25 protein-coding genes are annotated in these 25,193 nt (G+C 34.4%); 12 read left to right on the top strand and 13 right to left on the bottom strand.

Translation table 11 applies throughout. The features are described from left to right. Positions 1-24: 24 nt before the first annotated feature. The 5 genes from PL77_RS23050 to PL77_RS23070 form a co-directional block, all read right to left on the bottom strand. Positions 25-981 (bottom strand): kelch repeat-containing protein, encoded by a 957-nt coding sequence (locus tag PL77_RS23050; protein ID WP_044210772.1) that lies wholly within the window; start codon positions 979-981, stop codon positions 25-27. Positions 982-1,235: 254 nt separating this feature from the next. After that, positions 1,236-1,634, bottom strand: a complete 399-nt coding sequence (locus tag PL77_RS23055) for a nucleoside 2-deoxyribosyltransferase (protein ID WP_044210773.1) — start codon at positions 1,632-1,634, stop codon at positions 1,236-1,238. A 113-nt stretch (positions 1,635-1,747) separates the two neighbouring features. Next, complete coding sequence (locus tag PL77_RS23060) at positions 1,748-2,635, bottom strand: hypothetical protein (protein WP_044210775.1); 888 nt, start codon at positions 2,633-2,635, stop codon at positions 1,748-1,750. 165 nt (positions 2,636-2,800) lie between these two features. Next, positions 2,801-3,985, bottom strand: coding sequence for a tryptophan synthase subunit beta (trpB, locus tag PL77_RS23065; protein WP_044210777.1), 1,185 nt, complete (start codon positions 3,983-3,985; stop codon positions 2,801-2,803). Positions 3,986-3,989: 4 nt separating this feature from the next. Then, positions 3,990-4,661, bottom strand: a complete 672-nt coding sequence (locus tag PL77_RS23070; protein WP_044210779.1) for a phosphoribosylanthranilate isomerase — start codon at positions 4,659-4,661, stop codon at positions 3,990-3,992. Positions 4,662-4,694: 33 nt separating this feature from the next. On the opposite strand from PL77_RS23070, the gene PL77_RS23075 reads away from it, so the two are divergent. Both PL77_RS23075 and PL77_RS23080 read left to right on the top strand, forming a co-directional pair. Beyond that, the gene (locus PL77_RS23075) at positions 4,695-5,387 is read left to right on the top strand and encodes a hypothetical protein (RefSeq protein ID WP_156152503.1); all 693 of its coding nucleotides are present in this window, start codon (positions 4,695-4,697) and stop codon (positions 5,385-5,387) included. Positions 5,388-5,440: 53 nt separating this feature from the next. Then, entirely contained in the window at positions 5,441-5,839 is a 399-nt protein-coding gene (locus tag PL77_RS23080; RefSeq protein WP_044210783.1) for a hypothetical protein, read from the top strand. Between the two features lie 7 nt (positions 5,840-5,846). On the opposite strand, the gene trpC is transcribed toward PL77_RS23080, so the two are convergent. Genes trpC through PL77_RS23100 form a run of 4 tightly spaced genes read right to left on the bottom strand, consistent with a single transcriptional unit; the run spans position 5,847 to position 9,660 of the window. Further along, positions 5,847-6,629, bottom strand: coding sequence for an indole-3-glycerol phosphate synthase TrpC (trpC, locus tag PL77_RS23085; RefSeq protein ID WP_044210785.1), 783 nt, complete (start codon positions 6,627-6,629; stop codon positions 5,847-5,849). Between the two features lie 29 nt (positions 6,630-6,658). After that, positions 6,659-7,645 carry an anthranilate phosphoribosyltransferase gene (gene trpD, locus PL77_RS23090; RefSeq protein ID WP_044210786.1) on the bottom strand — a complete coding sequence of 329 codons (987 nt, stop codon included), beginning with the start codon at positions 7,643-7,645 and terminating at the stop codon, positions 6,659-6,661. Positions 7,646-7,659: 14 nt separating this feature from the next. After that, entirely contained in the window at positions 7,660-8,226 is a 567-nt protein-coding gene (locus PL77_RS23095) for an aminodeoxychorismate/anthranilate synthase component II (RefSeq protein WP_044210812.1), read from the bottom strand. A 27-nt stretch (positions 8,227-8,253) separates the two neighbouring features. Continuing rightward, positions 8,254-9,660, bottom strand: coding sequence for an anthranilate synthase component I family protein (locus PL77_RS23100; RefSeq protein ID WP_044210788.1), 1,407 nt, complete (start codon positions 9,658-9,660; stop codon positions 8,254-8,256). A 560-nt stretch (positions 9,661-10,220) separates the two neighbouring features. Between PL77_RS23100 and PL77_RS23105 the strand changes: the two genes are divergently transcribed. Genes PL77_RS23105 through PL77_RS23115 form a run of 3 tightly spaced genes read left to right on the top strand, consistent with a single transcriptional unit; the run spans position 10,221 to position 12,710 of the window. Continuing rightward, entirely contained in the window at positions 10,221-10,862 is a 642-nt protein-coding gene (locus PL77_RS23105; protein WP_044210789.1) for an ABC transporter ATP-binding protein, read from the top strand. 2 nt (positions 10,863-10,864) lie between these two features. Then, entirely contained in the window at positions 10,865-12,262 is a 1,398-nt protein-coding gene (locus tag PL77_RS23110; RefSeq protein WP_044210790.1) for an ABC transporter permease, read from the top strand. Between the two features lies 1 nt (position 12,263). Beyond that, the gene (locus tag PL77_RS23115) at positions 12,264-12,710 is read left to right on the top strand and encodes a hypothetical protein (RefSeq protein WP_052444665.1); all 447 of its coding nucleotides are present in this window, start codon (positions 12,264-12,266) and stop codon (positions 12,708-12,710) included. A gap of 9 nt (positions 12,711-12,719) precedes the next feature. Here the strand turns inward: PL77_RS23115 and PL77_RS23120 are convergent, their stop codons facing one another. After that, positions 12,720-13,145, bottom strand: coding sequence for a MerC domain-containing protein (locus PL77_RS23120; protein ID WP_172665933.1), 426 nt, complete (start codon positions 13,143-13,145; stop codon positions 12,720-12,722). 289 nt (positions 13,146-13,434) lie between these two features. Here PL77_RS23120 and PL77_RS23130 point away from each other — a divergent pair, with 289 nt between their 5' ends. Genes PL77_RS23130 through PL77_RS23145 form a run of 4 tightly spaced genes read left to right on the top strand, consistent with a single transcriptional unit; the run spans position 13,435 to position 15,890 of the window. Next, positions 13,435-14,655, top strand: coding sequence for an aminotransferase class V-fold PLP-dependent enzyme (locus PL77_RS23130; RefSeq protein WP_044210793.1), 1,221 nt, complete (start codon positions 13,435-13,437; stop codon positions 14,653-14,655). A 24-nt stretch (positions 14,656-14,679) separates the two neighbouring features. Next, complete coding sequence (locus tag PL77_RS23135) at positions 14,680-15,108, top strand: SufE family protein (protein ID WP_044210814.1); 429 nt, start codon at positions 14,680-14,682, stop codon at positions 15,106-15,108. A gap of 19 nt (positions 15,109-15,127) precedes the next feature. After that, the gene (locus PL77_RS23140) at positions 15,128-15,445 is read left to right on the top strand and encodes an iron-sulfur cluster assembly protein (protein WP_044210794.1); all 318 of its coding nucleotides are present in this window, start codon (positions 15,128-15,130) and stop codon (positions 15,443-15,445) included. Between the two features lie 28 nt (positions 15,446-15,473). Continuing rightward, complete coding sequence (locus PL77_RS23145; protein WP_044210795.1) at positions 15,474-15,890, top strand: BrxA/BrxB family bacilliredoxin; 417 nt, start codon at positions 15,474-15,476, stop codon at positions 15,888-15,890. Between the two features lie 65 nt (positions 15,891-15,955). On the opposite strand, the gene PL77_RS23150 is transcribed toward PL77_RS23145, so the two are convergent. Further along, entirely contained in the window at positions 15,956-18,826 is a 2,871-nt protein-coding gene (locus PL77_RS23150; RefSeq protein WP_172665934.1) for an OmpA family protein, read from the bottom strand. A 262-nt stretch (positions 18,827-19,088) separates the two neighbouring features. Next, on the bottom strand, positions 19,089-21,359 hold the full coding sequence (locus PL77_RS23155) for an OmpA family protein (protein WP_172665935.1): 2,271 nt from the start codon (positions 21,357-21,359) through the stop codon (positions 19,089-19,091). A gap of 320 nt (positions 21,360-21,679) precedes the next feature. Between PL77_RS23155 and ubiE the strand changes: the two genes are divergently transcribed. Both ubiE and PL77_RS23165 read left to right on the top strand, forming a co-directional pair. Further along, complete coding sequence (gene ubiE / locus PL77_RS23160) at positions 21,680-22,405, top strand: bifunctional demethylmenaquinone methyltransferase/2-methoxy-6-polyprenyl-1,4-benzoquinol methylase UbiE (RefSeq protein WP_044210798.1); 726 nt, start codon at positions 21,680-21,682, stop codon at positions 22,403-22,405. Further along, positions 22,354-23,163 carry an outer membrane beta-barrel protein gene (locus PL77_RS23165; RefSeq protein WP_044210799.1) on the top strand — a complete coding sequence of 270 codons (810 nt, stop codon included), beginning with the start codon at positions 22,354-22,356 and terminating at the stop codon, positions 23,161-23,163. Before ubiE ends, PL77_RS23165 begins: the two co-directional genes overlap by 52 nt. Before the next feature lies 1 nt (position 23,164). Here the strand turns inward: PL77_RS23165 and PL77_RS23170 are convergent, their stop codons facing one another. Continuing rightward, the gene (locus tag PL77_RS23170; protein WP_156152504.1) at positions 23,165-23,803 is read right to left on the bottom strand and encodes a hypothetical protein; all 639 of its coding nucleotides are present in this window, start codon (positions 23,801-23,803) and stop codon (positions 23,165-23,167) included. 120 nt (positions 23,804-23,923) lie between these two features. Between PL77_RS23170 and PL77_RS23175 the strand changes: the two genes are divergently transcribed. Further along, positions 23,924-24,913, top strand: a complete 990-nt coding sequence (locus PL77_RS23175) for a hypothetical protein (protein ID WP_044210803.1) — start codon at positions 23,924-23,926, stop codon at positions 24,911-24,913. Positions 24,914-25,193 lie beyond the last annotated feature (280 nt).

Genomic DNA, 25,193 nt, shown 5'->3' on the forward strand with positions numbered 1-25,193 from the left:
TCCTGTTAAAATGCTCTTTAGAAATTACATTTCTAGTTTCTGAACACTATTCAATGTCTTTCCTGTCGTAGATGTAATACCACCAAAAATGTATAATTCATTATTGATATAAGCACAACCACCATGACGGCTCACTTTCATGTTTGAATTGTATTCAATGTATATCTTATTAATTGGATCAATAGAAGCTAGGTAACTTTCTTCATTATAATTTCCAACAATCCATATTTTACCATCAATTACCGCTGTCGCGTGTGCTGACACTTCAACGGGTAAATCAAATACGTGTCCCCATTTATCGGTAGAAATATCATAAACGTCTACGCTATTGGATGCCTTTTCCCCATTATAACCACCAATAGTATAAAGTTTTCCATCGATGATCTCACCTTTTGTACTTTTCTTTTCTGGCATATTTGCCAACTTTTCCCAAGTATTGGTTTTAGGGTCGTACCTTTTCAATACTTTTGAATAAAACGTTTTATCGTAAGCTCCACCAAAAATATAAATTTGACCTCCCCAAACAGCAGATCCACAACTTGCTGTAGGTGTAGACTGTTCCATTCCTTTTGAAAACTTACCTGTCTTCAAATCATAGATAATCACCTTCGAGTTCACTTTACCCGTTTTCGTCACTCCACCAATGATATACAGCTTATCTGAATTTAAAGAAAGAGAAGAATACTGCAAAGGAGTCATCTTCTTCGAAAGCACTTCCCAGGTATTATCTTTTGGGTTGTAACGCTCTATTGTATTTTTAAACTCTTTATCTTCTGTTACTCCAGAAGTCATATAGATATAACTAGCATCATTTGCATAACCGAATCCTAATCTTGGAGAAAGTAATTGTTTTTGATCTTTAAACTCCAATACCTGACCTTTTTTAGAAGACAATGTGTTATGATTCGTATGAGCCAACTGAGCCACCGCAAGCAATGAAGATAAGAGATAATAAAGTAATAAAGTAAGTCGCTTTCCCATGTAATTTTGAATTTTGTATTGCTCGTAATCCTATCTCTAGTAGTAGATATATATAAAAATTAAGAGTATTAAATAGTCAGATAAAAATAACCAAATTTACTCAAGAACGACCTTGTAGTTACTTTTGTCTGTTTTCTAATAGCACAATATAGAAAAAACCCGATCTAAAAGCATGAACAATTTCAAGAAATTAGTTCGAACGTTTTTTCTCTCAACAAACTTCATGCTCTATTAACAAATACATCAAAATTGGGCTATAGCTCCTTGAATATTTTCTCAAAAAGTCCCTTTACCTCTTCTAATTCAGTATACTTATAAGTGTTGATCGTTTCACAACCAGAAATCATCGCTGAAGTCTTTTCGGTTCTATGGAAACAATAAATTGGCTTTTTCATTTCCAAACCTCTACCAATTTCATACCCTACACCTAATGATGGCACTGTCACTTCCGCAATAATAATGTCTGAAGCAGTCAACCACGCCATATCCTGATTGTGTATTTGGATGTCCGTAATTTCCTCCTCCTGGAGATCCATTTGACCGATATGTTCTGTCAATACTTCTCCATATTGTTTTAATTCATCGATGATTTGGGAATATAAATTGGCATCTTCTCTTCCTCCTCTGATGGAGCCTGAAAAATAAATTTTCATCTTATTTATTTTTAAAATTAAAAAGCAGCAAACCCAATGTAGAGATTGAATATCCCACCTTTGAATTTACTGCTTAAAGCTACATTTTACTTTTCAGATTCAATAGTCTTTTACTATCTACTTTCTACAGGAAGATTTAACTGATTGTTATAATTGATGGTATTCAATAAAAAGAATGCCCAGTTTTGCTCACTGTATTTATTAACAGAAGCCTCGTTTCCTTTCTTTAAATTAGAAACCAATTTTGCATCCTCATAAATCGATGAATCATACTCTCCATTAGACTGCTTATATGATTTTTGTGAAATATGGATTACTTCGTTCGTTCCATTATTTTTCACATAATAAGCATTTGGAACAAATTCCATCACAGCACCTTTATATCGATAACCTTGCTCTTTAATATCAAGGTTCACCTTTACTTGAGTTGATTTTGATTGAGGGTCAAAATATAAAGTCACATAATTACAGCCCATACACTCATAGTTTACGGCTTGTAAAAGTACTTCTTTTTCTTTCTTCCCTTTTTTGATCTTTACTTTCTCAAAATAAGTCACTTGGTTTTGAGCAAAACCTAATTTTTTCACTCCTGAAATATCTTTATCCCCAACATAATTAAGTGATTTATGCTGATCAGAAAGCTGTTCTACTGAAATTGTTTTTTCTCCTGTCAAAATTATAGACTTAATGTCCTCCAATTTCAATTTTACTTTATCTCCAGTAAGCTGATCTTTCACATGAATCACTGTAATAAGGTTATTCGTTCCACCTTGAATAAACTTGATAGTGCCATAGATGTAATCTTCATTTTCAGTCAGTACAGATACAGGTGAAGATAGCTTGATTTGATCCAGATCATTGATCACTGAGGGCATATCCTTCGGTAAAAAAGGATAGGTAGGGTTCTTTCTTGAAAGATCGATTTCTACTGGAATCAGTTGAGCATTTGCAGCAGAAGATATGAACAGTAAAAAGGTAAAATACAATAATGATTTTCTCATTTTGGTTTTGATTTAGTAATTATGGATTAGTTTTAATAAGGATTTAAAACGCACCTTTTACTATTATGCTTTCCGTAATGAGATCATTTTTTTCCGAAAAAGAATCAAAAAAGGCTAGTACCCATATCGAATACTAGCCTAATAAATATCTATAGAATGGCGTTTCTAGTAGTTACCCCACTTGATGTATGTCTCCAAGTCTTTATCACCTCTACCTGAAAGGTTCACGACTACTACATCATCTTTCTTGAAATCCATTTTTGCTAATGCCGCAAAAGCGTGTGCTGATTCTACAGCTGGAATTATACCTTCCAAACGAGAAAGTTCTACACCTGCATTCATTGCTTCATCATCTGTCACATACTTGAACTGAGCTCTACCTGAATCAAACAAGAAAGCGTGAATTGGTCCAATACCAGGGTAATCCAAGCCCGCAGAAATAGAATAAGGCTCCACTACTTGACCGTCATCTGTCTGCATCAAAATGGTCTTACTACCATGCAATACTCCTGGCTTCCCTAATGCAGTAGTTGCTGCTGATTCGCCAGAATCTACACCATGACCTGCCGCTTCAACCGCAACAAGGTTCACATCCAATTCATTTAAATAATGATAGAATGCACCCGCAGCGTTACTTCCTCCACCAACACAAGCAATTACATGATCAGGGTTCTCTTTTCCCTCTTTCTCTTTTAATTGCTCCTTGATTTCCTCAGAAATAACAGATTGGAATTTCGCCACCATATCAGGGTAAGGGTGAGGCCCTACAACTGAACCAATGATGTAGTGTGTTTCGTTTGGATTGTTGATCCAGTGACGCATCGCTTCGTTTGTCGCATCTTTCAAAGTCTTCGAACCACTTGTAGCAGGAATTACTTCCGCACCCAACAAACGCATACGCTCTACATTTGGACGTTGACGAGCAATGTCAATTTCGCCCATGTACACGATACAATCCAATCCCATCAATGCACAAACTGTAGCAGTTGCCACACCATGTTGACCAGCACCTGTCTCTGCAATGATTTTCTTTTTATTTAGTCTTTTCGCTAAAAGAATCTGACCAATTGTATTGTTCACTTTGTGCGCTCCAGTATGGTTCAAATCCTCTCTTTTCAAATAGATCTTTGCTCCATATTTTTCTGAAAGCTTCTTTGCGTGATACAAAGGAGTAGGTCTACCAACATAATCTTTTAATAAACCATCAAACTCTTCCTTAAATTTTGGATCGGCCATCATCGCCTCATAATTATCCTTCAATTCTTTCACGTTTGGATAAAGCATCTCTGGGATATATGCCCCTCCAAATTGGCCGTAATAGCCATTCTGATCTGGTTCTTGATATGTCATCGTATTATTTGTTTTTATTGTTGATAGATTTCACCCAATCGCTTAATTCTGTTACCATTGCAATATCTTTCATTGCCGGCTCAATTTCAAACTTACTATTGACATCTAGCCCTTTAAAGGGCAAATCTTCCAAAATAGTAAGGTCTTTTATGTTTTCTAAAGAAACACCTCCACTCAAGAAAAAAGGCTTTGTGGAAGAGTATTGTTTTAAAACTCCCCAATCAAATGTTCGCCCTGTCCCTCCGTGTTGTTTACTTTTTGTATCAAAGAGGAAAGCATCAATGTAAGGTTCATAAGGAGTCAAAGCAGAAAAATTAAACTCATCTTTAATTCCAAAAACCTTGAAGATTTCCAATCCTTCTTCTTTCAATTGTTTGGCTTCTTCAGGAGATTCACTTCCATGTAATTGAATAACATCAAAATGATACTTCTTCGCTGAAGCAAGAATATTCTCAACCGTTTCATTCACAAATACTCCTACCCTTTTGGTTGAGCTGTTCCATTTTTGTTCTAAAAAAGAAACGTCTTCCCTTTCAATATATCTGCTTGACGGTGGATACATAATAAAGCCTAAATAGTCAGGTTCCAATGTTAAAACATCAGAAATATTCTGCTTATCACGCATTCCGCAGACTTTCAATTTGACGATATTATGTTCCTCTTTGTCTGTTTTCATGATACGAAACTTATAACTTTTACTTTGTTAAAAATGAAAACTCTAGCAAACTTCTTCATCCTATTATTTTTTATTCCTGTATGTTATGTATCAGCTCAGGATAGTTCAACTCCTAAATTCACTTCAGACCATTCTTCTGTTGATAAGAAAACGGGTATTTATTCCTACATTGGAAATGTCCAAACTGAAATCAGTCATTTTTTAATTGAAAATGACAGTCTTGAATATAATGAGTTTGATGAAGTCATTACTTTTTATGCTTCAAAAGCACATCCAATCAAGATTATCGATCTCAATTTTGAATATGTAAAACCTATTTATCTTGATTCCACTTACAAACTAGACTTACTCGTCAACCCTGATATTGTTCCAGTAAAAGAAGTAATAGATATTAATTCACTAATACCTAAATATCCAATTACTGAATCAGACTCTTCAAATCTTAACTATGGTAAGAATAATCTTGCCCTCATCGGTAATGTTTCCATCACATTTGAAGAATTTATAATCAAAAGCGATCATATTGATCAAGATCTTTCAACTAATAACCTATTCATCCACGGTTCAAAAGATTCTCCGATCACCATCCAAATCACCAACCCTAACAATATTCTTTCTTCAAATTCTAGCTCAATAGTAAATAAACTCTCTAAAAAAGGTGAATTTATCATTAAAAGTAACCTCCTCTTTAAGGTCAAAGACAATAGATTGGATTTAATTCAATAAGAAAATAGCCAAGATTTAGATATCTTTGTGCTTATAAATTCTTTTATTGAAATATGCTAAAATCAGCACTTTATTCTTGTCTCATATTACTTGTCATAAGCTGTAATCAACAATTCTATGATCGTGAAAGATCGCTAGAATACAGTGCTGATAATGCTTACATAGATGCTCCAAACCGTTTATTGTGTCTAAGAGGAAAGGCTTACTTTATTGACCCCTCCATTGAAATCAAAGCGGATTCCATTGATATTCACCATAAATCAGGGAAAGTAATTGTTTACGGAACTGAAAACACACCTGCCGAAATTTACATTAAACAAAGTGACGTCAAAGTCTTAGGTAAATATCAGGTTTCGGGTACTCGTGAAAAGTTTTTCAGAAACTTTGATTATTACCCTCAAATCAATCGAATCCGTTTTCATTCCGATAAGCAGAAATGGAAAATATTTTAATGCGGAATTACAGTTGTTTCATAAAATCAATGGCTGCTTTGGCAGGATCTTCCGTTTTCATGAAGTTCTCACCGATCAAGAAACCTTGATAACCGTATTTCTTTAATTCTTTGATATTTTCAATATTACTGATACCGCTTTCTGATACTTTTACGTACTCATTTGGAATCAATTCAGCCAACCTTTTTGACGTTTCAATACTTACTTCAAAAGTCTTTAGGTTTCTGTTGTTCACCCCAATCAAGTCCATTTTATCACAAACATGAGCTTCTAATTCTTGCTCATCATGTACTTCCAAAAGAATCTGCAAACCTAAGTTTCTTGCTACAGTAGCATAGTGCTTACTTTCTTCAGGAGTCAAACAAGAAGCAATCAAAAGAATAAAATCGGCACCTATTGATTTTGCTTCAATGATTTGATATTCGTCAACGATAAAATCCTTTCTGATAATTGGCACTGGAGAAACAGATCTTGCCGCCAATAAATCGTCCACTGTTCCACCAAAAAATTCTTGATCCGTTAAAACGGACATCGCAGAAGCACCTGCTTTATAATACCCTTCGGCTACATCTGAAACTTTGGCAGTTCCGTTGATTAAACCTTTTGAAGGCGACTGCCTTTTGAATTCGGCAATAATTCCAGATCTGTTCGGACTTGTGATCCATGATTTGGCAGAAACAGGTTCTTTGTCAAATAATGGTCTTCCTTCTAAATCTTGAACACTTAATAACTCTTTTCTTGCTGCTACTTCAATCTTTTTATGAGCAACAATTTTATCTAGAATTGTCATTTCTCTATTATTATTTAGACGAATAGTCCTTATGAATTAATCAATTTCTTAAATGCATTCAGTGCCGCACCTGATTCCAATGATTCTTTGGCTTGGGCCACTCCTTCTTCAAATGCTAAACCTTTACCTGTCGCAATTGCTACACCGGCATTGGCGAGTACTGCTTCTTTTTGAGGAAGTGTACCTTTGTTTTCCAATACATCAGTGAAAATCTTTGCCGACTCTGCAATGGTTCCTCCACCAAAAAGTGATTCTTTTGTTTGATAATGCAAACCTAAATCCTCTGGTTTTAATAGACGCTCACTTTCTTTTGTGATGATTTTGAATGGTGAAGTCAATGAGATTTCATCATACACATCCAATGAGTGAAGGATCGCAAATTGCTTATCAGTTTGTTGGTATAAGTACCCATACAAACGAGCAATTTCTAAACTGAATACACCCACAATCTGCTTTTTCGGGAATGATGGATTTACCATTGGTCCCAACATATTGAAGAAAGTTTTTACACCTAATTCTCTACGGATAGGAGCCACATTTTTCATCGCTGGGTGAAACAATGGAGCATGAATAAAGCAGATCCCTGCCTCGTCTAAATTACGTCTTAATGTATCGATATCATTCGTGAAATCATACCCGAAGTGAGCCATTAAGTTCGATGATCCACATACTGATGAAACACCATTGTTACCGTGCTTAGCCACATTTTGACCAGCACCTGCCACTATAAAAGAGGATAATGTAGAGATATTGAAGGTATCTTGACCATCACCACCTGTACCGCAAAGGTCCATCGCATCGTAGTCGTCCAAATCAATTCTCAAGCACAATTCCAACATGGCATCTCTAAAACCAGTCAATTCTTCTACCGTAATACTACGCATAGAGTAGACTGTCAAGAAAGCGGCAATCTGACTAGGGTTGAATTCCCCTTGTGCCAATTTAGTAAGCGTTTCTTTTGCTTCTTGTTCCGTTAAAGAACCGTATTCAAAAAGTCTGTTTAATATCTTTTTCATGGTTGTTTTATTAGTTAGCCTTGAATCCAGTTTTTAAGAATTTCCATGCCGTGTTCTGTCAATACAGATTCTGGGTGAAATTGTACACCTTGTACATCAAATTCCTTATGTTGAACAGCCATCACAAATCCATTTTCATCACGAGCTGTTACTTTCAAAGGTGTTCCTGCTAAACTGTCAGACTGAATCACCCATGAATGATAATGTCCAATTTTAAAAGTATTGGGTAAACCTTGGAATAATCTCGCATCTGGCGTGACCACTTGAGCGTTATCCTGTACACCATGTAGAGGATAATTGTTTTCCAACGATGCTCCAAAAGCTTCACCAATGGCTTGATGTCCCAAACAAACGCCCAAAATACTTTTAGACGACGCGTATTCTTTAATCACCTCAGGCATAATTCCCGCTTCCGAAGGAATACCAGGACCTGGAGAAAGAAGGATCTTATCATATTTCTCAACTTCCTTCAAAGTGATCTTATCATTTCTATATATATCTACCGTCTGCCCTAATTCCCTTAAGTAATGTACTAGGTTGTACACAAACGAATCATAATTATCTATAACAAGTATTTTCATTGCCTTCATCAAATTTTCTTCCCTGTATTATAGTTCTTCTGCCATATCCATTGCCTTACGCAATGCTGCTAATTTATTATGTACCTCCTGTAATTCACTTTCTTCAGAAGATTGAGCCACTACACCTGCACCTGCTCGATAATGTAATTGATTGTCCAAACTTAAGAATGAACGAATCATGATAGCATGGTTAAAGTCACCTTCAAAGCTCATAAAGCCAATTGCTCCACCGTAGAAGCTTCTTCTTACATTTTCGTATTTATCAATCAACTCCATGGCTTTGTATTTCGGTGACCCCGAAAGTGTTCCTGCAGGGAAAGTATCAGCAACCACTCTTAAAGGATCAGTTCCTTCAGACAATTGACCATTTACTTTAGAAACCAAATGAATCAAGTGAGAGTAATATTGAATTTCTTTGAATACTTCAACCTCTACATTATCGCCATTTCTACTCAAATCATTTCTCGCTAAATCAACAAGCATTACATGCTCTGAGTTCTCTTTTGGATCATCATAAAGCTTTTGAGCAATTTCTGCATCAGCTTTATCATTACCCGTACGTTTGAAAGTACCTGCGATAGGGTGAATCGTTGCTTTTTTATCTTTTACAATAATCTGAGCCTCTGGAGAAGAACCAAAGATTTTGTACGTACCGTAATCGAAATAGAATAAATAAGGAGAAGGGTTGATAGAACGTAATGCTCTGTAGACATTGAACTCGTCTCCTTGGAAGTCTTGTTGGTATCTTCTTGAAAGTACAATTTGGAATACATCCCCTCTGAAACAGTGATCCTTTCCGCTTTTAAGCACTTTCAAAAATTCCTCATCGGTAAAGTTTGTTGTCTCCTCACCTGTTCTAGAGAAGTGGTAAGCAGGGAAGTTTTTACTTTTAATCAGAGACTTAATTTCTTCAATATTGCTTTCTGACTCAGATCCTTCAGGAATGTGCTCAAAAATATGTAACTCATTCTTGAAGTGATTGATCGCAATCACATATCTAAATGCTTGATATCTGATTTGAGGAATGTCTGTATCCGTTTTATCATCATCAAAAGTAATTTCCTCAAAAGACTGTACCGCATCATACGTCATGTAACCGAATAACCCATGAGAAGGGAATTTTTGATCTTCTTTTTGTTCGTATTCAAAAGATTTTGAAAAAACTAACAGTTCTTTTAATGCATCAGCATGTGTTGCTAATTCTCTTTTTTCCTCTTCTTTATTAGGATATTGAACTCTTAATAATTTATCCTGAACTGAAAATTCTGCGATGGGTTCACAGCAAATAAAAGAATAACTATTATCTGCTCCATGGTAATCAGAACTCTCTAATAATAAACTATTTGCGAATCTATCTCTTACTCTAAGATAGATGCTCACTGGTGTCACTGTGTCTGCCAGTAGTTGTGCATGTGTGTTATTAAATCGATACATGACGTAGTATATTAATTTTGTTTTTTAGGTACTCATTCCAATTTTTTCTTTGTTACCTTAAAATAAGGCACAAAAAAAGCTCACTGAGTGAACAGCGAGCCTTCAATATATATTTTAAAATAAAGCCTATACGCATCTGCCACTCAATTTGATTTAACTGAGTGCCACCACCATGACTTTACGATATTTTCTACTGAATTTCTCATTTCGCAATAAAACTATGAATTAAGAATGAAATTCACAATTAAATATGAAATTTTATATAAATTATCTTTCATTAAGATTTAAATCTTCTCCTAATTCAGAATAAAATAATGAAAATGAAAGGTTAAGACCAATGATTCAAAATAGTCTCTATTTACCCTTAAAACCTTTAATTTCAACTATAGCTTTAGCTATTTCAGGGGAAGAAAAGTAAGCATAAGAACTTGGTGAGAAGCTTATGATTGTTATAATCCTCAAAAAACTATAAATAACTACATTACTTTCTCGAATTAATTATTTTTAAATGCAATTTTAGATCTTTCTCTTGTATTTTTGCGACTCAATTGCATATAAACATGATACAAACAACAAATCTACAATATACTTATCCTAAAGGAAGTACAATCTCATTCCCGGATTTTGAGATGACTTCAGGTGATAAATTATTAATACTAGGACCTTCAGGTTGTGGTAAAACAACATTACTACATTTACTGGGTGGGTTATTACCTTGTACACAAGGTCATATTTCCATCAATCAAAAAGATATTTCTACGCTGAAAAGTAAAGAGATGGATCAGTTTAGAGGACAAAATATTGGGATCATTTTCCAAAAGCCTCATTTTGCTCAAGCACTTACTGTTTCTGAAAACCTAGCTTTTGCTCAACAAGCGAGTGGTAAAAAAAGTGATAAAGGTAGAATTGATCAATTACTCAGCAAATTAGGCATCATAAAACATAAGGATAGACTTCCTCAAAAAATGAGTGAAGGGGAAAAACAACGTCTTTCTGTGGCTATGGCATTAATTAATAAACCTGCATTATTGTTAGCTGACGAACCTACCGCTAGTTTAGATGACGGTCACGCTTTTGAGGTCATTCGATTGTTGAAAGAAATGGCTACTGAAGAAAATACTTCCTTAGTTATTGTTACTCATGACAGCCGATTAAAAGAAGAATTCCAAGACAATATCCTTACGCTAAAAAGTATCCAATAATCATGAATATATTCAAATTTGCCTGGAAAAACCTATGGCATAAACCACTGAGTACTTCACTAAATCTCACATTATTTGCTTTTGGTGTAAGTATTATTTCTACTTTGTTTTTAGCTCAAGATTATTTCCAAAAAACACTTGAAAAAAATAAAGCCGGGATAGGAATGGTTGTAGGAGCCAAAGGAAGCCCACTACAATTAATATTATGTGCAATCTATCAAGTAGATAATCCAACGGGAAATATCTTACTTAAAGATGCTATGCGGTTAAAAAAGCATCCACTTATTGATAAAGCAATTCCACAATCTTTAGGAGATAATTATAAAGGCTACAGAATTGTTGGTACTACGCACGAATATACAGCACTTTATGAAGCTGAAATCCAAGAAGGGAGAATGTGGAATGAAAACAAAGCTTTTGAGGTGACTGTTGGTGCAAATGCGGCTAGAAAGTTAGGTTTGAAAATTGGAGATGAATTCCATAGTTCACATGGTATGGATGAAGGTGGTCATAGCCATGAAGATGAACTCTTTATTGTAGTGGGCACTTTAAAGCCTACCGGGACGATCATTGACAATTTGATAATGACGAGTCTAAAGTCTATTTGGGATGTTCACCAACATGCACCTACAAGTAAAGTAAATTATGGTAATTTCTCAGATAAGAAAAAAGATCAAGAGAAAAGCCATAAAAAACATAATGAGCATGATCATGATGACCATGCTCATAAACATGAAGAACATGAAGAGCATGATCACGATGAACACGGTCACAAACATAAAGAACATGAAGAGCATGGTCACGATGAACACGATCACAAACATGAAGAACATGAAGGACATGATCATGATGAGGCCGAAAAAGAGATTACCACTTTACTCGTTAAATTTAGAAACCCAATGGGAGCTGTTGTTCTTCCAAGAATGATCAATGAACAAACTTCTATGCAAGCTGCAAGTCCTGCTTATGAAACTGCGAGATTATTAAGTTTAGTGGGGGATGTTATTTTAGCATTAAAGTATTTAGCAGTAGCCATAATAGTAGTATCAGGACTAAGTATATTCATTTCTCTATACAATTCTTTAAAAGAAAGAAAATATGAATTAGCTTACATGAGATCATTAGGAACTAAACAAAGTTATATTTTTGGTTTATTATTGACCGAAGGTTTATTATGTGCATTATTAGGGTTTGTCATTGGAATTGCAATTAGTCATACTACTATTGCAGTTTCATCCACTTCTATAGATGCCCTACAATCCTTAAACATAAGTGGTCTATCATTTGTAATTGAAGAGTTATACCTCTTCTTAGGTACATTGAGTATTGGTTTTATTGCATCTATTGTGCCTGCAATACAAGCCGCGAATACAAACATTTCACAAGCACTATCTGAATAATATGAAATTAATAAGCATCACATCACTTCTATTCTTACTTTTTTCTTCCGCACCATGGACTCAAGATTCATCTAATAATGTGTGGAAAACACTCAGTAATGTGGAAATGAAAACCTACATGGATGAGACTTTAGGTTTTGAAGTATCTGAACCTATTTTTGGAGGAGAAGTAGAAATGATTGATGGCTCTATGATCACTATCAGCGGGTATATATTACCTGTTGATAGCGATGATGGAACAAGTATACTGTCTTATATGGCTTTTGCCAATTGCTTTTTTTGTGGAAATGCAGGGCCTGAAACGGTCATGGAGTTGGATACTCCAAAGCGTCAAAATTTGGTCAATAAGAAAGTGGTTGTAAAAGGAAGGTTGGAATTAAACCGTGATGATTTTTTCAGCCTTATTTATAGACTAAAAAATACAGAAATAGTTGAAGTTTTAAACTAGAAGTTAAAGCTAACACGTACAAACTTCTTTTTGCTTTGTATGTGTTTGCTTTAGGTTAAATAAATGACTTGCAATCAAACCAATAGAAGCACTGTAAGATACAATCGCTAACCATAATGGTTCATACCCAATATACTTCACCATCATACTTAAAGCATATACGGAATAAAATAACCACATACCATTCTTCAGAATGTTTGACTTTGTTTTCTTCACTGCAAAGAAAACTGCAACCCCACTAATAATAATCATTGTGATGTCTAGTACTCCCCAAAAATCTAAAGTGTGTGCATGATCATGATGATGATCATCCATATGAGATACAGCGGAACTAATGACAATAACACCTGAAGTTAATATACAGTGTATCAAGCAAAATAACGATCCAGTAAAACCTATCTGATCTGCATATTTTGCTACTTGTTGTCTCAACATTTTTACCATACTGCAAAATAAATGGTTAAAAAGTTAATTTGCAAAACTGTTGCATATAAGATTATGTTGCAAAAAGGTAATAATTCTCAAGAACTTTTAAGTGTGTCATTAGTTTACATTAAAAGTCTCATTTTTTTTAAGCAATTCACTCCAAATATTAATAATTGTTCATATAATCATCTTTTTTTGCAATTATTTGATACGAATAGCTTAAGAAACTTGAACAAGACGAACTTTTATATAAAATTGCAACTTAATTAGAGTAGATTCATTCTAAATAAGACAGAAAATGATTGATGTAGAACAACTTCGTAAAGAATTTCCTATTCTAAGCACTGAGGTAAACGGACACGCTTTGATATATTTTGATAATGCAGCAACCAACCAAAAACCCAAAGTGGTAGTTGATGCTTTACAAGAATATTATGATGGCTACAATTCCAATGTTCATAGAGGTGCTCATACTTTAGCAGATAAAGCCACAAAGGCATTTGAAGAAACAAGAACGCTCCTTCAGGAGTTTATCAACGCAGGAAAATCAGAAGAAGTTATTCTTACAAAAGGAACTACCGAAGGAATCAACCTTGTAGCTCAAACCTATGGAAGAATGGTGCTTAATGAGGGAGACATCGTATTGGTCTCTACTATGGAACACCACTCTAACATTGTACCTTGGCAACTTATCGCCAAAGAAAAAGGTGCTTCTGTACTTCCTATTCCTGTAAGCGAAGAAGGTGAAATTATTTTCGAAGAGTATGAAAAATTACTTTCTGAAAAGGTGAAGATCGTGGCGGTTAATCACGCCTCTAATGCTTTAGGAACTATTAATCCTGTAGAAGACATCATCCAAAAAGCACATGCAATAGGTGCTAAGGTACTAATTGATGGTGCTCAATCTGCCGCTCACCTTACAGTAGATGTTCAAGCAATGGATTGTGATTTCTTTGTCACTTCTGCACACAAAATGTTTGGACCTACAGGTATGGGCTTCCTTTACGGAAAAGAAGAACTTTTAAATGCGATGCCTCCTTTCTTAGGTGGTGGCGAAATGATCAAAGAAGTTTCTTTTGAAGGTACAACATTCAACGAACTCCCTTATAAGTTTGAAGCAGGCACACCCAATATTGCGGATACAATTGCTTTTGGTGTAGCAGTTCAATTTATCAATAAGTGGGGTAAAGAGAACATTGCAGCACACGAAAAAGCACTTTTAGACTACGCTACAGAGAAATTAAAGAAAGAGGTTCCAACTGCAAAAATATACGGAGAAGCTCAAAACAAAGTGAGTGTACTATCGTTTGTTATTGAAAATATACATAATTATGATATCGGAATGATGTTGGATGCCAGAGGTATCGCTGTAAGAACAGGACATCATTGTACTCAACCACTCATGGCTAGATACGGGCTTGAAGGAACTGTAAGAGCTTCATTCTCCGCTTATAATACGTTTGAAGAAGTTGATAAATTTATTGAAGGGTTGGTACGTATAGTTAAAATGTTTGGTTAAAATTTAAGATATATAATGGCAGTAATGACAAAAAATATAGAGGAGATCCAAAATGAGATCATTGATGAGTTTGATCTTTTAGATGGAGATAGAGAGTCAACAATTTTCTATATCATGGAATTGGGACAAGACCTTCCTGCTATAGATGAGAGTGATAAGGTAGACGAAAACATCATCAAAGGTTGTCAATCAAAGGTTTGGTTGACTACTGACTTTGTAGATGGTCATGTTATTTTCAATGCAGATAGTAATACAGACATCACAAAAGGTCTTATCAGCTTATTAATTCGTGTTTTGAACAACCGAACACCTCAAGAAATTATTAATGCAGATTTATTCTTCTTTGACAAAATCGGTATGAACGGAGTAATTGGATCACAACGTTCTAATGGTTTTGCTTCAATGATTAAGCAAATGAAGTTTTACGCTTTAGCTTATAGTGCAAAGAGTTAATCTTAAAAAATAGATACAAGTGGAAAATACAGAAGGCTTAAAAGATAAAATTATTACTGCGATCAAAACAGTTTATGATCCAGAAATACCTGTAGACGTATTTGAGTTAGGATTAATCTATGATATAAATATTATTCCTCCTCTTAATAAAGTTCATGTCCTTATGACATTAACAACTCCTTCGTGTCCTTCAGCAGAACAAATTCCTGGCGAAATTGAGCAGGTTGTTAAAGCTGTAGAAGAAGTAAGCGAAGTGGAAATCGAATTAACTTTCGAACCTCCTTATACAACAGACATGATGTCTGAAGAAGCGAAATTAGAACTTGGATTCTTATAGAAAACGAAAAATTTAATTTATATAAATTATGTATCCTGAACATTTAACAACTCCTATGAAATTGGAGTTAACTGACAATGGTTTTGCTGATTTAACTTCAGCTACTCAAGTGGAAGAGGCTGTTGCTAAAGAAGGCACTACTCTTTTAGTCATTAACTCTGTTTGTGGTTGTGCTGCTGGTACTTGTAGACCAGGTGTTTTACACTCATTACAAACATCAACTAAAAAACCTTCTCAGTTAGCTACTGTATTTGCTGGCGTTGACGCTGAAGCAGTTGCAAAAGCAAGAGAATTAATGCTACCTTATCCTCCTTCATCTCCATCAATTGCTTTATTTAAAGATGGTGAATTGGTTCACTTCATTGAAAGACACCACATCGAAGGTCGTTCTGCTGAAATGATCTCAGAACACTTAGTAGCAGTTTATGATGAATTTGTAGACTAATCTACATTTCTTCTTATAAAAAAATAGGCTTCCAATTGATGGAAGCCTATTTTTTTTATAAAGTTTTATTTTGCATCTCCTTCGGTGACAACACCAAACTTAAAATGAATTCTTCTGTTTTGTTTTCTGCCTTTTCTTGTGTCATTTGAAACCATTGGTTCTTTCTCTCCCTTACTTGCTACATAGATTCTGTTCGGGTTTTCTATATCTCTAAAGAAATATGCGACTGACTTCGCTCTTTCCATACCAAGGTATTCGTTATAAATTTCAGGACCACTATTATCGGTATGTCCCGTAATTTTTAATGACTTGCTTAGATTCGCATTCAAGTAATCCTTAATTTTTTGAAGCGTAGCATCTTCACTATTTCCAAATTCAGTTGAATTAAATGGGAAGATGATCGTCATATCTTCTATTTCCTTTTCGAACACAAGATCTTCCTTCTCATTGGTAATTGCTACCGTTTGTAAAGATTTTTTACTCTCAGGATTAGTGTCGTTTACTGCTATACTTTGATTAGATGGAGTAGGATTCACCACTGCAATTTCACCATCATTTAGATCCTCTTCTCTAAGCGGTTTTACCACGGCTACTGTACCATAAGTAATTTTATAATCATCAGGGTTTTTATACCTTAAACGCATTGCCAAATCAGCACCATCTTCTATTTGAAGAGTCAAATGCTCTCTTGGTATTCCATTTTTTTCAAAGTATGCAAATACTTCATTCGAAACATCTAAGTAATTTTGGTCTGCATCAGTAGAAATCACTAATTCCAAAAATGAACATTGTTTTAATTCAGAGAGTAAATGACTGATTGACTTTTTATTGACTTTCACAACATCATCTACTACCTCTGCATCTCTTAAAACATAAGTACTTGTATCATAATTACTTACACTACAATCTGAAGCTCTTGAAGCTAACTTAGTATACCCTTTTGGTCTAATGATATATTCCATTCTATCATTTTTCCATGCCTTAGGGCTATTAGGCAAGTATTTAGGGTATCTAATTCCATACCCCACATTTTCATTCACTAGTAGTTCTTCTGAGATACCAATGGTTTTCAGAGCATCTAGTGTTTCCATTGCCTTTGTTTTAGATATAAATTCCAATACTAAATTACTCTTTTCAGGATTGTAATTTGAGTGCCCGACAATTTCAATACTATAATCATCATTTTCCTCAATGAACCTTTTCAGTGCTTTTAATTCAGAAGATGACGTAGACATATTAATAGTCTGATCCTCATCAAAATAAATATTCATTAAAGGTTCGGATCTATTCGCTGCAATTCTTTGTAGAGTGTAAGTTTCTTCAATATTGACTGTAGGTTTATTGATGGCTGTAAAATCAAAACGATCCGTTTTCAATAAATAACCTTCTGCATAAACTTCAAGTGCGTATTTATCATTACATCTATGCATCCACTCCAACTTTCCTCTATTTGCTCTTAAGACCTGTTCTTTCTCTACTTCTTGTGTTTTGACGTTAATTAGTTTTACTAATACATCTACATTTCTCCTATCTTCCGTTTCAAATTTTAAATCAAAAAAGGAAACGCTTCTTTCGTTGGATTCATTGTTTTTGACACAATAGATATCATACCCCCCCATTCCTTCTTCTCTTACAGAACTAAAGTATGACTCTAATCCATCGGCAGACATCACATAAAATAAATCATCACTAGCTGTATTGACGGGATAGTTTAACTGTATTACCTCTCCTAAATCTCCTGTCTTAAGATCAATATCAACTTTAAACACATCAAAACCTCCTATACTGTGATGTCCTTGAGAACTAAAATATAACGTCTTTCCATTGGGGTGGATATATGGTGATTCTTCATCTAGCTCAGTATTTATTTTATCACCCATATTTTGAGGGAGCGCCCATTGACCATTTGGTAACTGACGAATGATATATAAATCCATACCTCCATGAGCATCATCTTGTTCTCTGTTACTTGTGAATATGATTACTTTTCCATCTGCTGACATACTCATATGTGTCTCCAAAGCAGAAGAATTGATTGGTGCTTCAATAGGCTTTGGATTAGACCATTTACCACTATAATCATTTACCTCATAAATATCACCAGGGTTAGAAGTACTTGCTCCAACACTTCTGTACAAGAATAATTGCTCTCCATCGGATGACAATGCAATTGCAGCATCGTGTTCTTCTGTATTAATTTCAGAAAATGGTTTAGGCGTGGACCAAAAGCCATCTTCTCTTCTTTCCATGTAAAAAACATCTTGATATGGTAATTGATCATGAGGGTCTAATTCATGATGACTAGTGATATCTTGTCGATGAGAAGTAAAATATAGTTTTTGTCCATCTACAGTAATAATTGGAGTAATGTCTGGAAGGTAAGTATTGGCTAGTGACAAGTTTAATAGATTTTTATTGTCAGCATTTGCCATAAAAACAGGGCCTCTATGACATTGGTCGATATATCGGTCTAATTCGTCTAGGGTTACATTGACATAACCAACGATTTTCGCTTCATCCTGTCTCTGTTCTGGAGTAAATGATCTCAATTTTTTCTTTTCGAGAGTATACATTTCACCTGCTTGTGAAAACTGATGTGCCATCTGATACGTCTTACCCAACCAATACCCTACTTGTCTAAAGTTAGGATCATTGTCATATACTTTTTGAAAATAAGGTAATGCATCAACTCTATTCTTTGTCAAATCATTGTATATAGAAATACCTAAGTAATAGTTACAAAGTATGTTATCAGGAGCATATTTCACTGCCTCTAACATTTCTTCTTCTACATAATGATATTCTTCGAGGTCAAGGTAAGTTTCAGCTACCTTCAATGCTTTCCTTAATTTGTTTTTGTTGGCGTCATCTTGAGCGAAAGAGGTGACGTTGAGTACTAGCAAGAGTAATAGGCAGTAGATGGGAAAGGTCTTCATAATGTTAATCTTAAAAGTCAGATTCATGATTAATTTATAGTGATAAAATAGCTTTACGTTTTGAATACGTATCAAAACACAATTTATTATTGTTAGCTTATGATAATTACTAAGAAAAAATTATTTCATAGCAGTAAACAGCACTCTTTGGAACATTAAGAAAATCTTCTCAAAAGAACTATTTTTTATTTTAAGTTGTTGTAATCACTGAAAACAAGAAAAGCTATGAAACAATTTTGACTAAGCACTTTATTTATATTCGTTATTTAAACATCAGAGGAGTAAATGAAATTCTTCTATTTTTATCGCGTCCCTCTTCAGTATTATTGTCAGCTATAGGCATATCAAATCCAAAAGTTTTGTATTGCAGTCTCTCTTTCTCTATTCCCAATCTGACGAGTTCCTGAACAACGATCCTTGCTCTTTTTTCACCTAGTTTATAATTGAAAGATTTTGACCCTCTATTATCGGTATGTCCTCCTACTTCTACAATTAGATTTGGGTATCTGTACATCACATCAAAAACTTGAGCAATAATTCTATAACTTTCATCTGTAATAGTATTACTTCCGAATGCAAAAGTAATTGTACCTGCAATATCCATAACCTCGCCTAAATGTGGTGTAAGTTGAGGTAAAGGTTCTTCGACATCTTCTATAATCTCTTCAAATACTACAATTTCCTCTGGCGTTCTGACTATATATTCGATTCTTTCATTTTTAAGTCTTCCTAGTTGAGAGTAGTTAGATGCAATAGGGTGTTGCCATCCATAACCATGTACTGATAGCTTCTCCATGTCTACCCCTCTGGTTACTAATTCTTTAAAAATATTTTCAGCATTTGATTGCGTTAAATTCAAGACTTTTAAAGAATCTTTCCCATCATATTTTGCGGCGTGAACGTTAATATCTATCACATAACCTTCTACACTTTTTATAAATTTAGCAAGATCATCTAACTCAAATTCTGAGAGTGAAGTAAGTCCTTTTTCTTCGAAAAAGATATTTTCTAACTTCTCTCTTTTTAAGTCTCCTATTTTTTGTAATGCGATAGTCTCTGATATCTCTATGTAATCTGTTTGCTCAGGTATATAAATGTTTTTAGAGTGAAATAAATATCCATTTTGCATCACTCTTAATCCATAATTTTTATTGGGGTCTAGGTAAAAAAGGTACTTCCCACCATCAGCAATAAGCTCTTGTACAACCTCACCTGTATTATTATCAATTACCTTAATTTGGGCTTCAATTAAATTATTTGTTTCAGCATCTCTCACTTCTCCGTTTACTGCAATTAAATTGATTGTTTTAGAAGGAATCATTGCCATATATATGTCTGGCCCACCAAAACTATCTTCTCTAATTGATGAAAAATAGCCTCTTTCCCCATCAGATGAAATTACATAAAACACGTCATGATCTGCTGTATTTATTGGATAACCAATATTCTTAGCCTTTCCCCATTTCTTAAATTTATCGTCCCATTCAGAATAAAAAATATCATATCCTCCCATTCCTTCATGTCCTTTTGAAGAAAAGTATAATATTTTTCCATTGGGGTGCACAAAAGGCCCTTCCTCATCATATTCTGTATTGATATTAGGCCCCAGGTTTTCTGCTTCTCCCCAAGTACCGTCAGCTTGCAAGTGAGAAACATAAATATCCTGTCCTCCTAAAGTTGCTCTTCCTTTTCGAGTACTTGTAAAATAAATTGATTTACCATCTGCGGAGATCGTAGCATGTGTCTCTGCAAAAGGAGAATTAATAGCCCCTTTCAACGGCTTTGGGGATGACCAATCTAGTCCATTCCACTTACTTTGGTAAACATCTCCACCAGATTCTCCATTTTTACCAATTTTTCCACCAGCATGATACAAAAACAATGTTTTTCCGTCTGGTGATAAACCAACGGCCGCATCATGGTGCTCCGTATTTATATTATCACTGATCGCTTCTACTTTACTCCACTCTCCTTCTTTATTTCTATGTGTCACATACACATCTTCATAAAACAATCCAGATAGATCATCTATTTCTCCACCTTTACTTCCTTCTCTTCGAGAGGTTAGTACCATCATATTTTCATCTGCAGAAAGTACAGGTGCTATTTCGCTATATTTAGTATTTACATTTTCACCTAAATTTACAATCAATAAATCCAATGAATCGTTCATGAGTTGTTGCCCCACTACACATTGTGATTTATACCTTTCGATTAAGGATACTGTCTCTTCATCAATTTCATCATAATCTCTCATAAACTTATCGAATAATTTATGAGCTTCTTCGAATCGATGATTCAAGTGTAAAGCTTTGGCTATATAGAAGTCAATTTCATAATATAACTCTCTATCTTTTATTCTTTCAAAATATTCTAAAGACTTACTCTTGTTGAGATACAAAGCATGTTGATAGGCATAACCTACCATGAAGTTCCAATCATCAAATTTTTGACCTTCTTCTTCTACTTCCAATAACACATCAATGGCCTCCTTGTATAGGTTGAATTCAATAGATTCTTCGGCAAACTTCATGTGCTTTTTGAGCTCTGATGACTTTTTAAGTTTCTGAGCTAAAGCTGAATGAGATGAAAAAAGAAAAAATAGAGATGAAAAAAGAAAAATTCTGTAAGTGTAAATTTTAATAAAAGTGAATTTTGAAGTCATTTAATCAGGAATTTTGTCAACAAAATCATAGTATTTAAAGTTTATATACAAAACACATTGGTCTACGCTTTAAAAGTTATAATTTTGTGAAACGTTTGAAGTTCGTTATGAAAAAAAAGTGCTTTAAACGAGCAATATAGATCATATCTATTATTCTAACAATGTGTTAGATAAAAAAATAAGAAATCATGACAGTACTCCCATATAAAAACAGAGAAGAAGGTAAAAAAGAACAAGTTGCTAACATGTTTGATAATATTTCAGCAAAGTATGATTTGTTGAATAGAGTCTTAAGTGGAGGTATTGATATATACTGGAGAAAAGTTGCTATCAATAAACTTAAAAAGCAACAACCGAAGACAATCTTAGATGTAGCTACTGGAACAGGAGATTTAGCGCTACAAGCATGGACCACATTAAGTCCAGACAAAATCACGGGTGCTGATATCTCTGCAGGTATGGTGAAAGTAGGTCGTGAAAAAGTAGCAAAAAGAGGTTTATCTGATAAAATTGATTTACAAATCGGAGATTCTGAAAACTTACCTTTCGAAGATAATTCTTTCGAAGCAGTGACTGTTGCTTTTGGAGTTCGTAATTTTGAGAATCTTGAAAAAGGACTAACGGAAATCAAAAGGGTACTTAAACCTAATGGCACATTAGTTGTACTTGAATTCTCACAACCGCAATCCTTCCCATTTAAGCAGCTTTACAGATTCTATTCAATGAATATTTTGCCTTTAATTGGAAAGATTGTCTCAAAAGATAACTCCGCTTACACTTACCTTCCTGAGTCAGTTGAACAATTCCCGTATGGTAATGCTTTCACTGGTATCATGGAGAAGTTAGGCTATAACAAGGTAACATGTACTTCACTCACATTTGGAATAAGCTCAGTTTATACTGGTCAAAAATAATTTTTTCAACTTTTTTCCTTGTACTGACCTTAGGAATTCAACATCACTCTTATAGTCAGTACACGGGAAAAACCCTCGATACAATTATTAACCTCCCGAAATTTGACAAGAAAAAATTTCACTACGGATTTCAAATTGGTTTTGTATCATCTCCTGTGGGTTTAGACCCTTCAGAAAATGCCTTTAGCATCAACGGAACTGACACAACTGCTGTATATATTACCCCTCAGACAACAGCGAGTTTCCTTTTAGGTTTTCTACTCAATGTAAAGCTATCCAAAGATGATCATTGGGCCTTACGGTTCTCTCCTAATGTATCGTTTTACTCTAGAAGGTTTACCATGGATACATTGGGATATCAATTACCACCCTCCAACATTGTTGTGACTGATGAAGATTTAGTCCAATTACAATCTAATACTACGCTCGAATTTCCAATTATGCTAAAGTACCAATCTGATAGAAGAATCAACCATCGGTTCTATTTATTAGGAGGAATTACACCATCTTTTACTGTGGCAACAAAACAAGAGTCTACAAGACAAGAGTTTTTTGTTAATCTAAAAAGCTATAATGTGGCTTTTACATGGGGATTTGGCATGCACATCTATAATCGTATGTTCTGTCTTTCACCAGAAATACGAGTATCACACGGTTTAGTAAATGTAGCGGACCACTCTGGAGAATCGCTTTACATGCCTTTTGTTGATGCGATCCGTCTACACAAAATTTCATTTATTATTAACTTCGAAGGATAATCTAATCTCCTTCTATAACTGGTGGTTGGTTAGCCCCCTCCTCTCTTGATTGAGGTGTACCAACTTCTACACCTGTTGATATAATTTCGTTGCTCTCATTCAGAGCTCTATCTACAATTTGAACTTTTACTTTGATCGAATCACCTTTTGATATCGGAGATTGGATGCTAGTACCATCATAGAATAGGGTGAAGTAATATCTTAACTCTCCTTCTAGTGGTCTTTCTCTACCCGAATTATTCAACATAGGAAATCTACCATTGAAGTTTTGGCCAGAAAAAGAATCCAATTCAACTACTCGATATTCTCCTTCTTCCTTCTTCATGATAGTCACAAAGTAATTGAAGTGATATTTGTTTGGTACTAATATTGAATCACCAGGCAATAACTCCTCATAAGGTGCATATGGACCAACAGTATCACTTTGTTCTAATCCCAAATCACCATCACCGTCCTTGAAGTTTATACCAATATATAAACTATCAAATCGTTGACCTGGGGTATGGTTTTCTATCCAAGCAAATTCAATTTCTGGTTCTTTAGGAAATTCGGGTTCACCAAAACAAGACATGAATATTGAAAGCATTAACAGTCCAATAGGTAGCTTGATGAGTAGTGTTCTATATCTTTGCGAAATCATATGATTAATAATTGATTTATCAGAGTGGTTAATATTTTTATGTGCAATTTTTAGTATTTTGCTTATCGAACTCAATAGGTAAAACAATTTATTACCAATAGTTTAATCCAATATATATTAATGGAATTTATAGATCAATTCAAAAAGAAAATATTTACGATCAAGAACGAAAGGGATTTTGAAAATGCGGCAATTGAAGCATTTCATTTTCAAGCAAAAGAAAATCCTATTTATGCTGAATACCTTTCTCACTTAAACGTTTCATATAATAAGATACATAAGATTAGTGAAATTCCATTTATGCCTATTGAATTTTTTAAGACTCAAAAGGTATTATGTAGCAATTCTACTACAGAACGTATCTTTCAGAGTAGTGGAACAACAGGATCTATTCGTAGCAAACACTACGTTTCTGATTTATCACACTACAAAAAAATTACGACAACCTACTTTCAAGAGCTTTATGGACCTCTTGAAAAAATACATATTTTAGCACTTTTACCAAGTTATTTAGAACGAAATGATGCTTCTCTAATTTGTATGGTCAGTGATTTTATGGACTTATCTGGTCAATACTCTGACTTTTACCTAAATGATCATGAAAGGTTGGCTCACAAATTGCTTGAAATTCAAGCAAAAGGGGAGAAAGCAATATTGTTTGGGGTTACTTTTGCATTACTTGATTTTGCGGAACATTTCCCTTCTAACTTTTCAGATATTATTATTATGGAAACAGGAGGAATGAAAGGCAGACGTAAAGAAATGACAAGAAGTGAAGTACATCAACAGCTAAAAACTGCTTTTCAAACCGAAAACATTCATTCTGAATACGGAATGACTGAGCTTTTATCACAAGGATATTCGTTAGGTGATGAACAATTTCAATGTCCACCTTGGATGAAGGTATTTTTTAGGGAAATAAATGACCCTTTTTCGTTATCTACAACTAAAAGAGGAGGCATTAATGTTATCGATCTTGGAAATATTGAATCTTGCTGTTTTATAGAAACAAAAGATATAGGTGCTCCAGGTGATCAACCCAATCAGTTTTACGTTCTAGGACGTTTTGACAATTCTGATATAAGAGGTTGTAATTTAATGGTACAATAAATAAGAATTAAAACATAATGAAACGCTTTTTTATCTTTTGCATTGGTCTATTATTATTAGGCCTTACATCTTGTCGAACTTATAAGACTTGTCCTACATACGCTAAGAGTGATCTAACTAAGAAAGCTATTTTAGCTTCTGAGAAGAATATAACTACTCAAAATAATTAGTCCTAAATTAGGAGGAAAGTAGTAGTAGAAACCTTGATCTATTAAATAAATAAGATAAATCAAGGTTTTTATTTGTGCTCAATAAAATATATCAACACAAAAAAAGGTTA

This window comes from Flammeovirga sp. OC4, from assembly GCF_000812565.1.
GTDB lineage: Bacteria > Bacteroidota > Bacteroidia > Cytophagales > Flammeovirgaceae > Flammeovirga.

Excerpts from the sequence above, each read along its gene's own strand:
- PL77_RS23050 (WP_044210772.1), bottom strand. The coding sequence starts at position 981 with ATGGGAAAGCGACTTACTTTATTACTTTATTATCTCTTATCTTCATTG.
- PL77_RS23055 (WP_044210773.1), bottom strand. The coding sequence starts at position 1,634 with ATGAAAATTTATTTTTCAGGCTCCATCAGAGGAGGAAGAGAAGATGCC.
- PL77_RS23060 (WP_044210775.1), bottom strand. The coding sequence starts at position 2,635 with ATGAGAAAATCATTATTGTATTTTACCTTTTTACTGTTCATATCTTCT.
- trpB (WP_044210777.1), bottom strand. The coding sequence starts at position 3,985 with ATGACATATCAAGAACCAGATCAGAATGGCTATTACGGCCAATTTGGA.
- PL77_RS23070 (WP_044210779.1), bottom strand. The coding sequence starts at position 4,661 with ATGAAAACAGACAAAGAGGAACATAATATCGTCAAATTGAAAGTCTGC.
- PL77_RS23075 (WP_156152503.1), top strand. The coding sequence starts at position 4,695 with ATGAAAACTCTAGCAAACTTCTTCATCCTATTATTTTTTATTCCTGTA.
- PL77_RS23080 (WP_044210783.1), top strand. The coding sequence starts at position 5,441 with ATGCTAAAATCAGCACTTTATTCTTGTCTCATATTACTTGTCATAAGC.
- trpC (WP_044210785.1), bottom strand. The coding sequence starts at position 6,629 with ATGACAATTCTAGATAAAATTGTTGCTCATAAAAAGATTGAAGTAGCA.
- trpD (WP_044210786.1), bottom strand. The coding sequence starts at position 7,645 with ATGAAAAAGATATTAAACAGACTTTTTGAATACGGTTCTTTAACGGAA.
- PL77_RS23095 (WP_044210812.1), bottom strand. The coding sequence starts at position 8,226 with ATGAAAATACTTGTTATAGATAATTATGATTCGTTTGTGTACAACCTA.
- PL77_RS23100 (WP_044210788.1), bottom strand. The coding sequence starts at position 9,660 with ATGTATCGATTTAATAACACACATGCACAACTACTGGCAGACACAGTG.
- PL77_RS23105 (WP_044210789.1), top strand. The coding sequence starts at position 10,221 with ATGATACAAACAACAAATCTACAATATACTTATCCTAAAGGAAGTACA.
- PL77_RS23110 (WP_044210790.1), top strand. The coding sequence starts at position 10,865 with ATGAATATATTCAAATTTGCCTGGAAAAACCTATGGCATAAACCACTG.
- PL77_RS23115 (WP_052444665.1), top strand. The coding sequence starts at position 12,264 with ATGAAATTAATAAGCATCACATCACTTCTATTCTTACTTTTTTCTTCC.
- PL77_RS23120 (WP_172665933.1), bottom strand. The coding sequence starts at position 13,145 with ATGTTGAGACAACAAGTAGCAAAATATGCAGATCAGATAGGTTTTACT.
- PL77_RS23130 (WP_044210793.1), top strand. The coding sequence starts at position 13,435 with ATGATTGATGTAGAACAACTTCGTAAAGAATTTCCTATTCTAAGCACT.
- PL77_RS23135 (WP_044210814.1), top strand. The coding sequence starts at position 14,680 with ATGACAAAAAATATAGAGGAGATCCAAAATGAGATCATTGATGAGTTT.
- PL77_RS23145 (WP_044210795.1), top strand. The coding sequence starts at position 15,474 with ATGTATCCTGAACATTTAACAACTCCTATGAAATTGGAGTTAACTGAC.
- PL77_RS23150 (WP_172665934.1), bottom strand. The coding sequence starts at position 18,826 with ATGAAGACCTTTCCCATCTACTGCCTATTACTCTTGCTAGTACTCAAC.
- PL77_RS23155 (WP_172665935.1), bottom strand. The coding sequence starts at position 21,359 with ATGAAGTTTGCCGAAGAATCTATTGAATTCAACCTATACAAGGAGGCC.
- ubiE (WP_044210798.1), top strand. The coding sequence starts at position 21,680 with ATGACAGTACTCCCATATAAAAACAGAGAAGAAGGTAAAAAAGAACAA.
- PL77_RS23165 (WP_044210799.1), top strand. The coding sequence starts at position 22,354 with ATGTACTTCACTCACATTTGGAATAAGCTCAGTTTATACTGGTCAAAA.
- PL77_RS23170 (WP_156152504.1), bottom strand. The coding sequence starts at position 23,803 with ATGATTTCGCAAAGATATAGAACACTACTCATCAAGCTACCTATTGGA.
- PL77_RS23175 (WP_044210803.1), top strand. The coding sequence starts at position 23,924 with ATGGAATTTATAGATCAATTCAAAAAGAAAATATTTACGATCAAGAAC.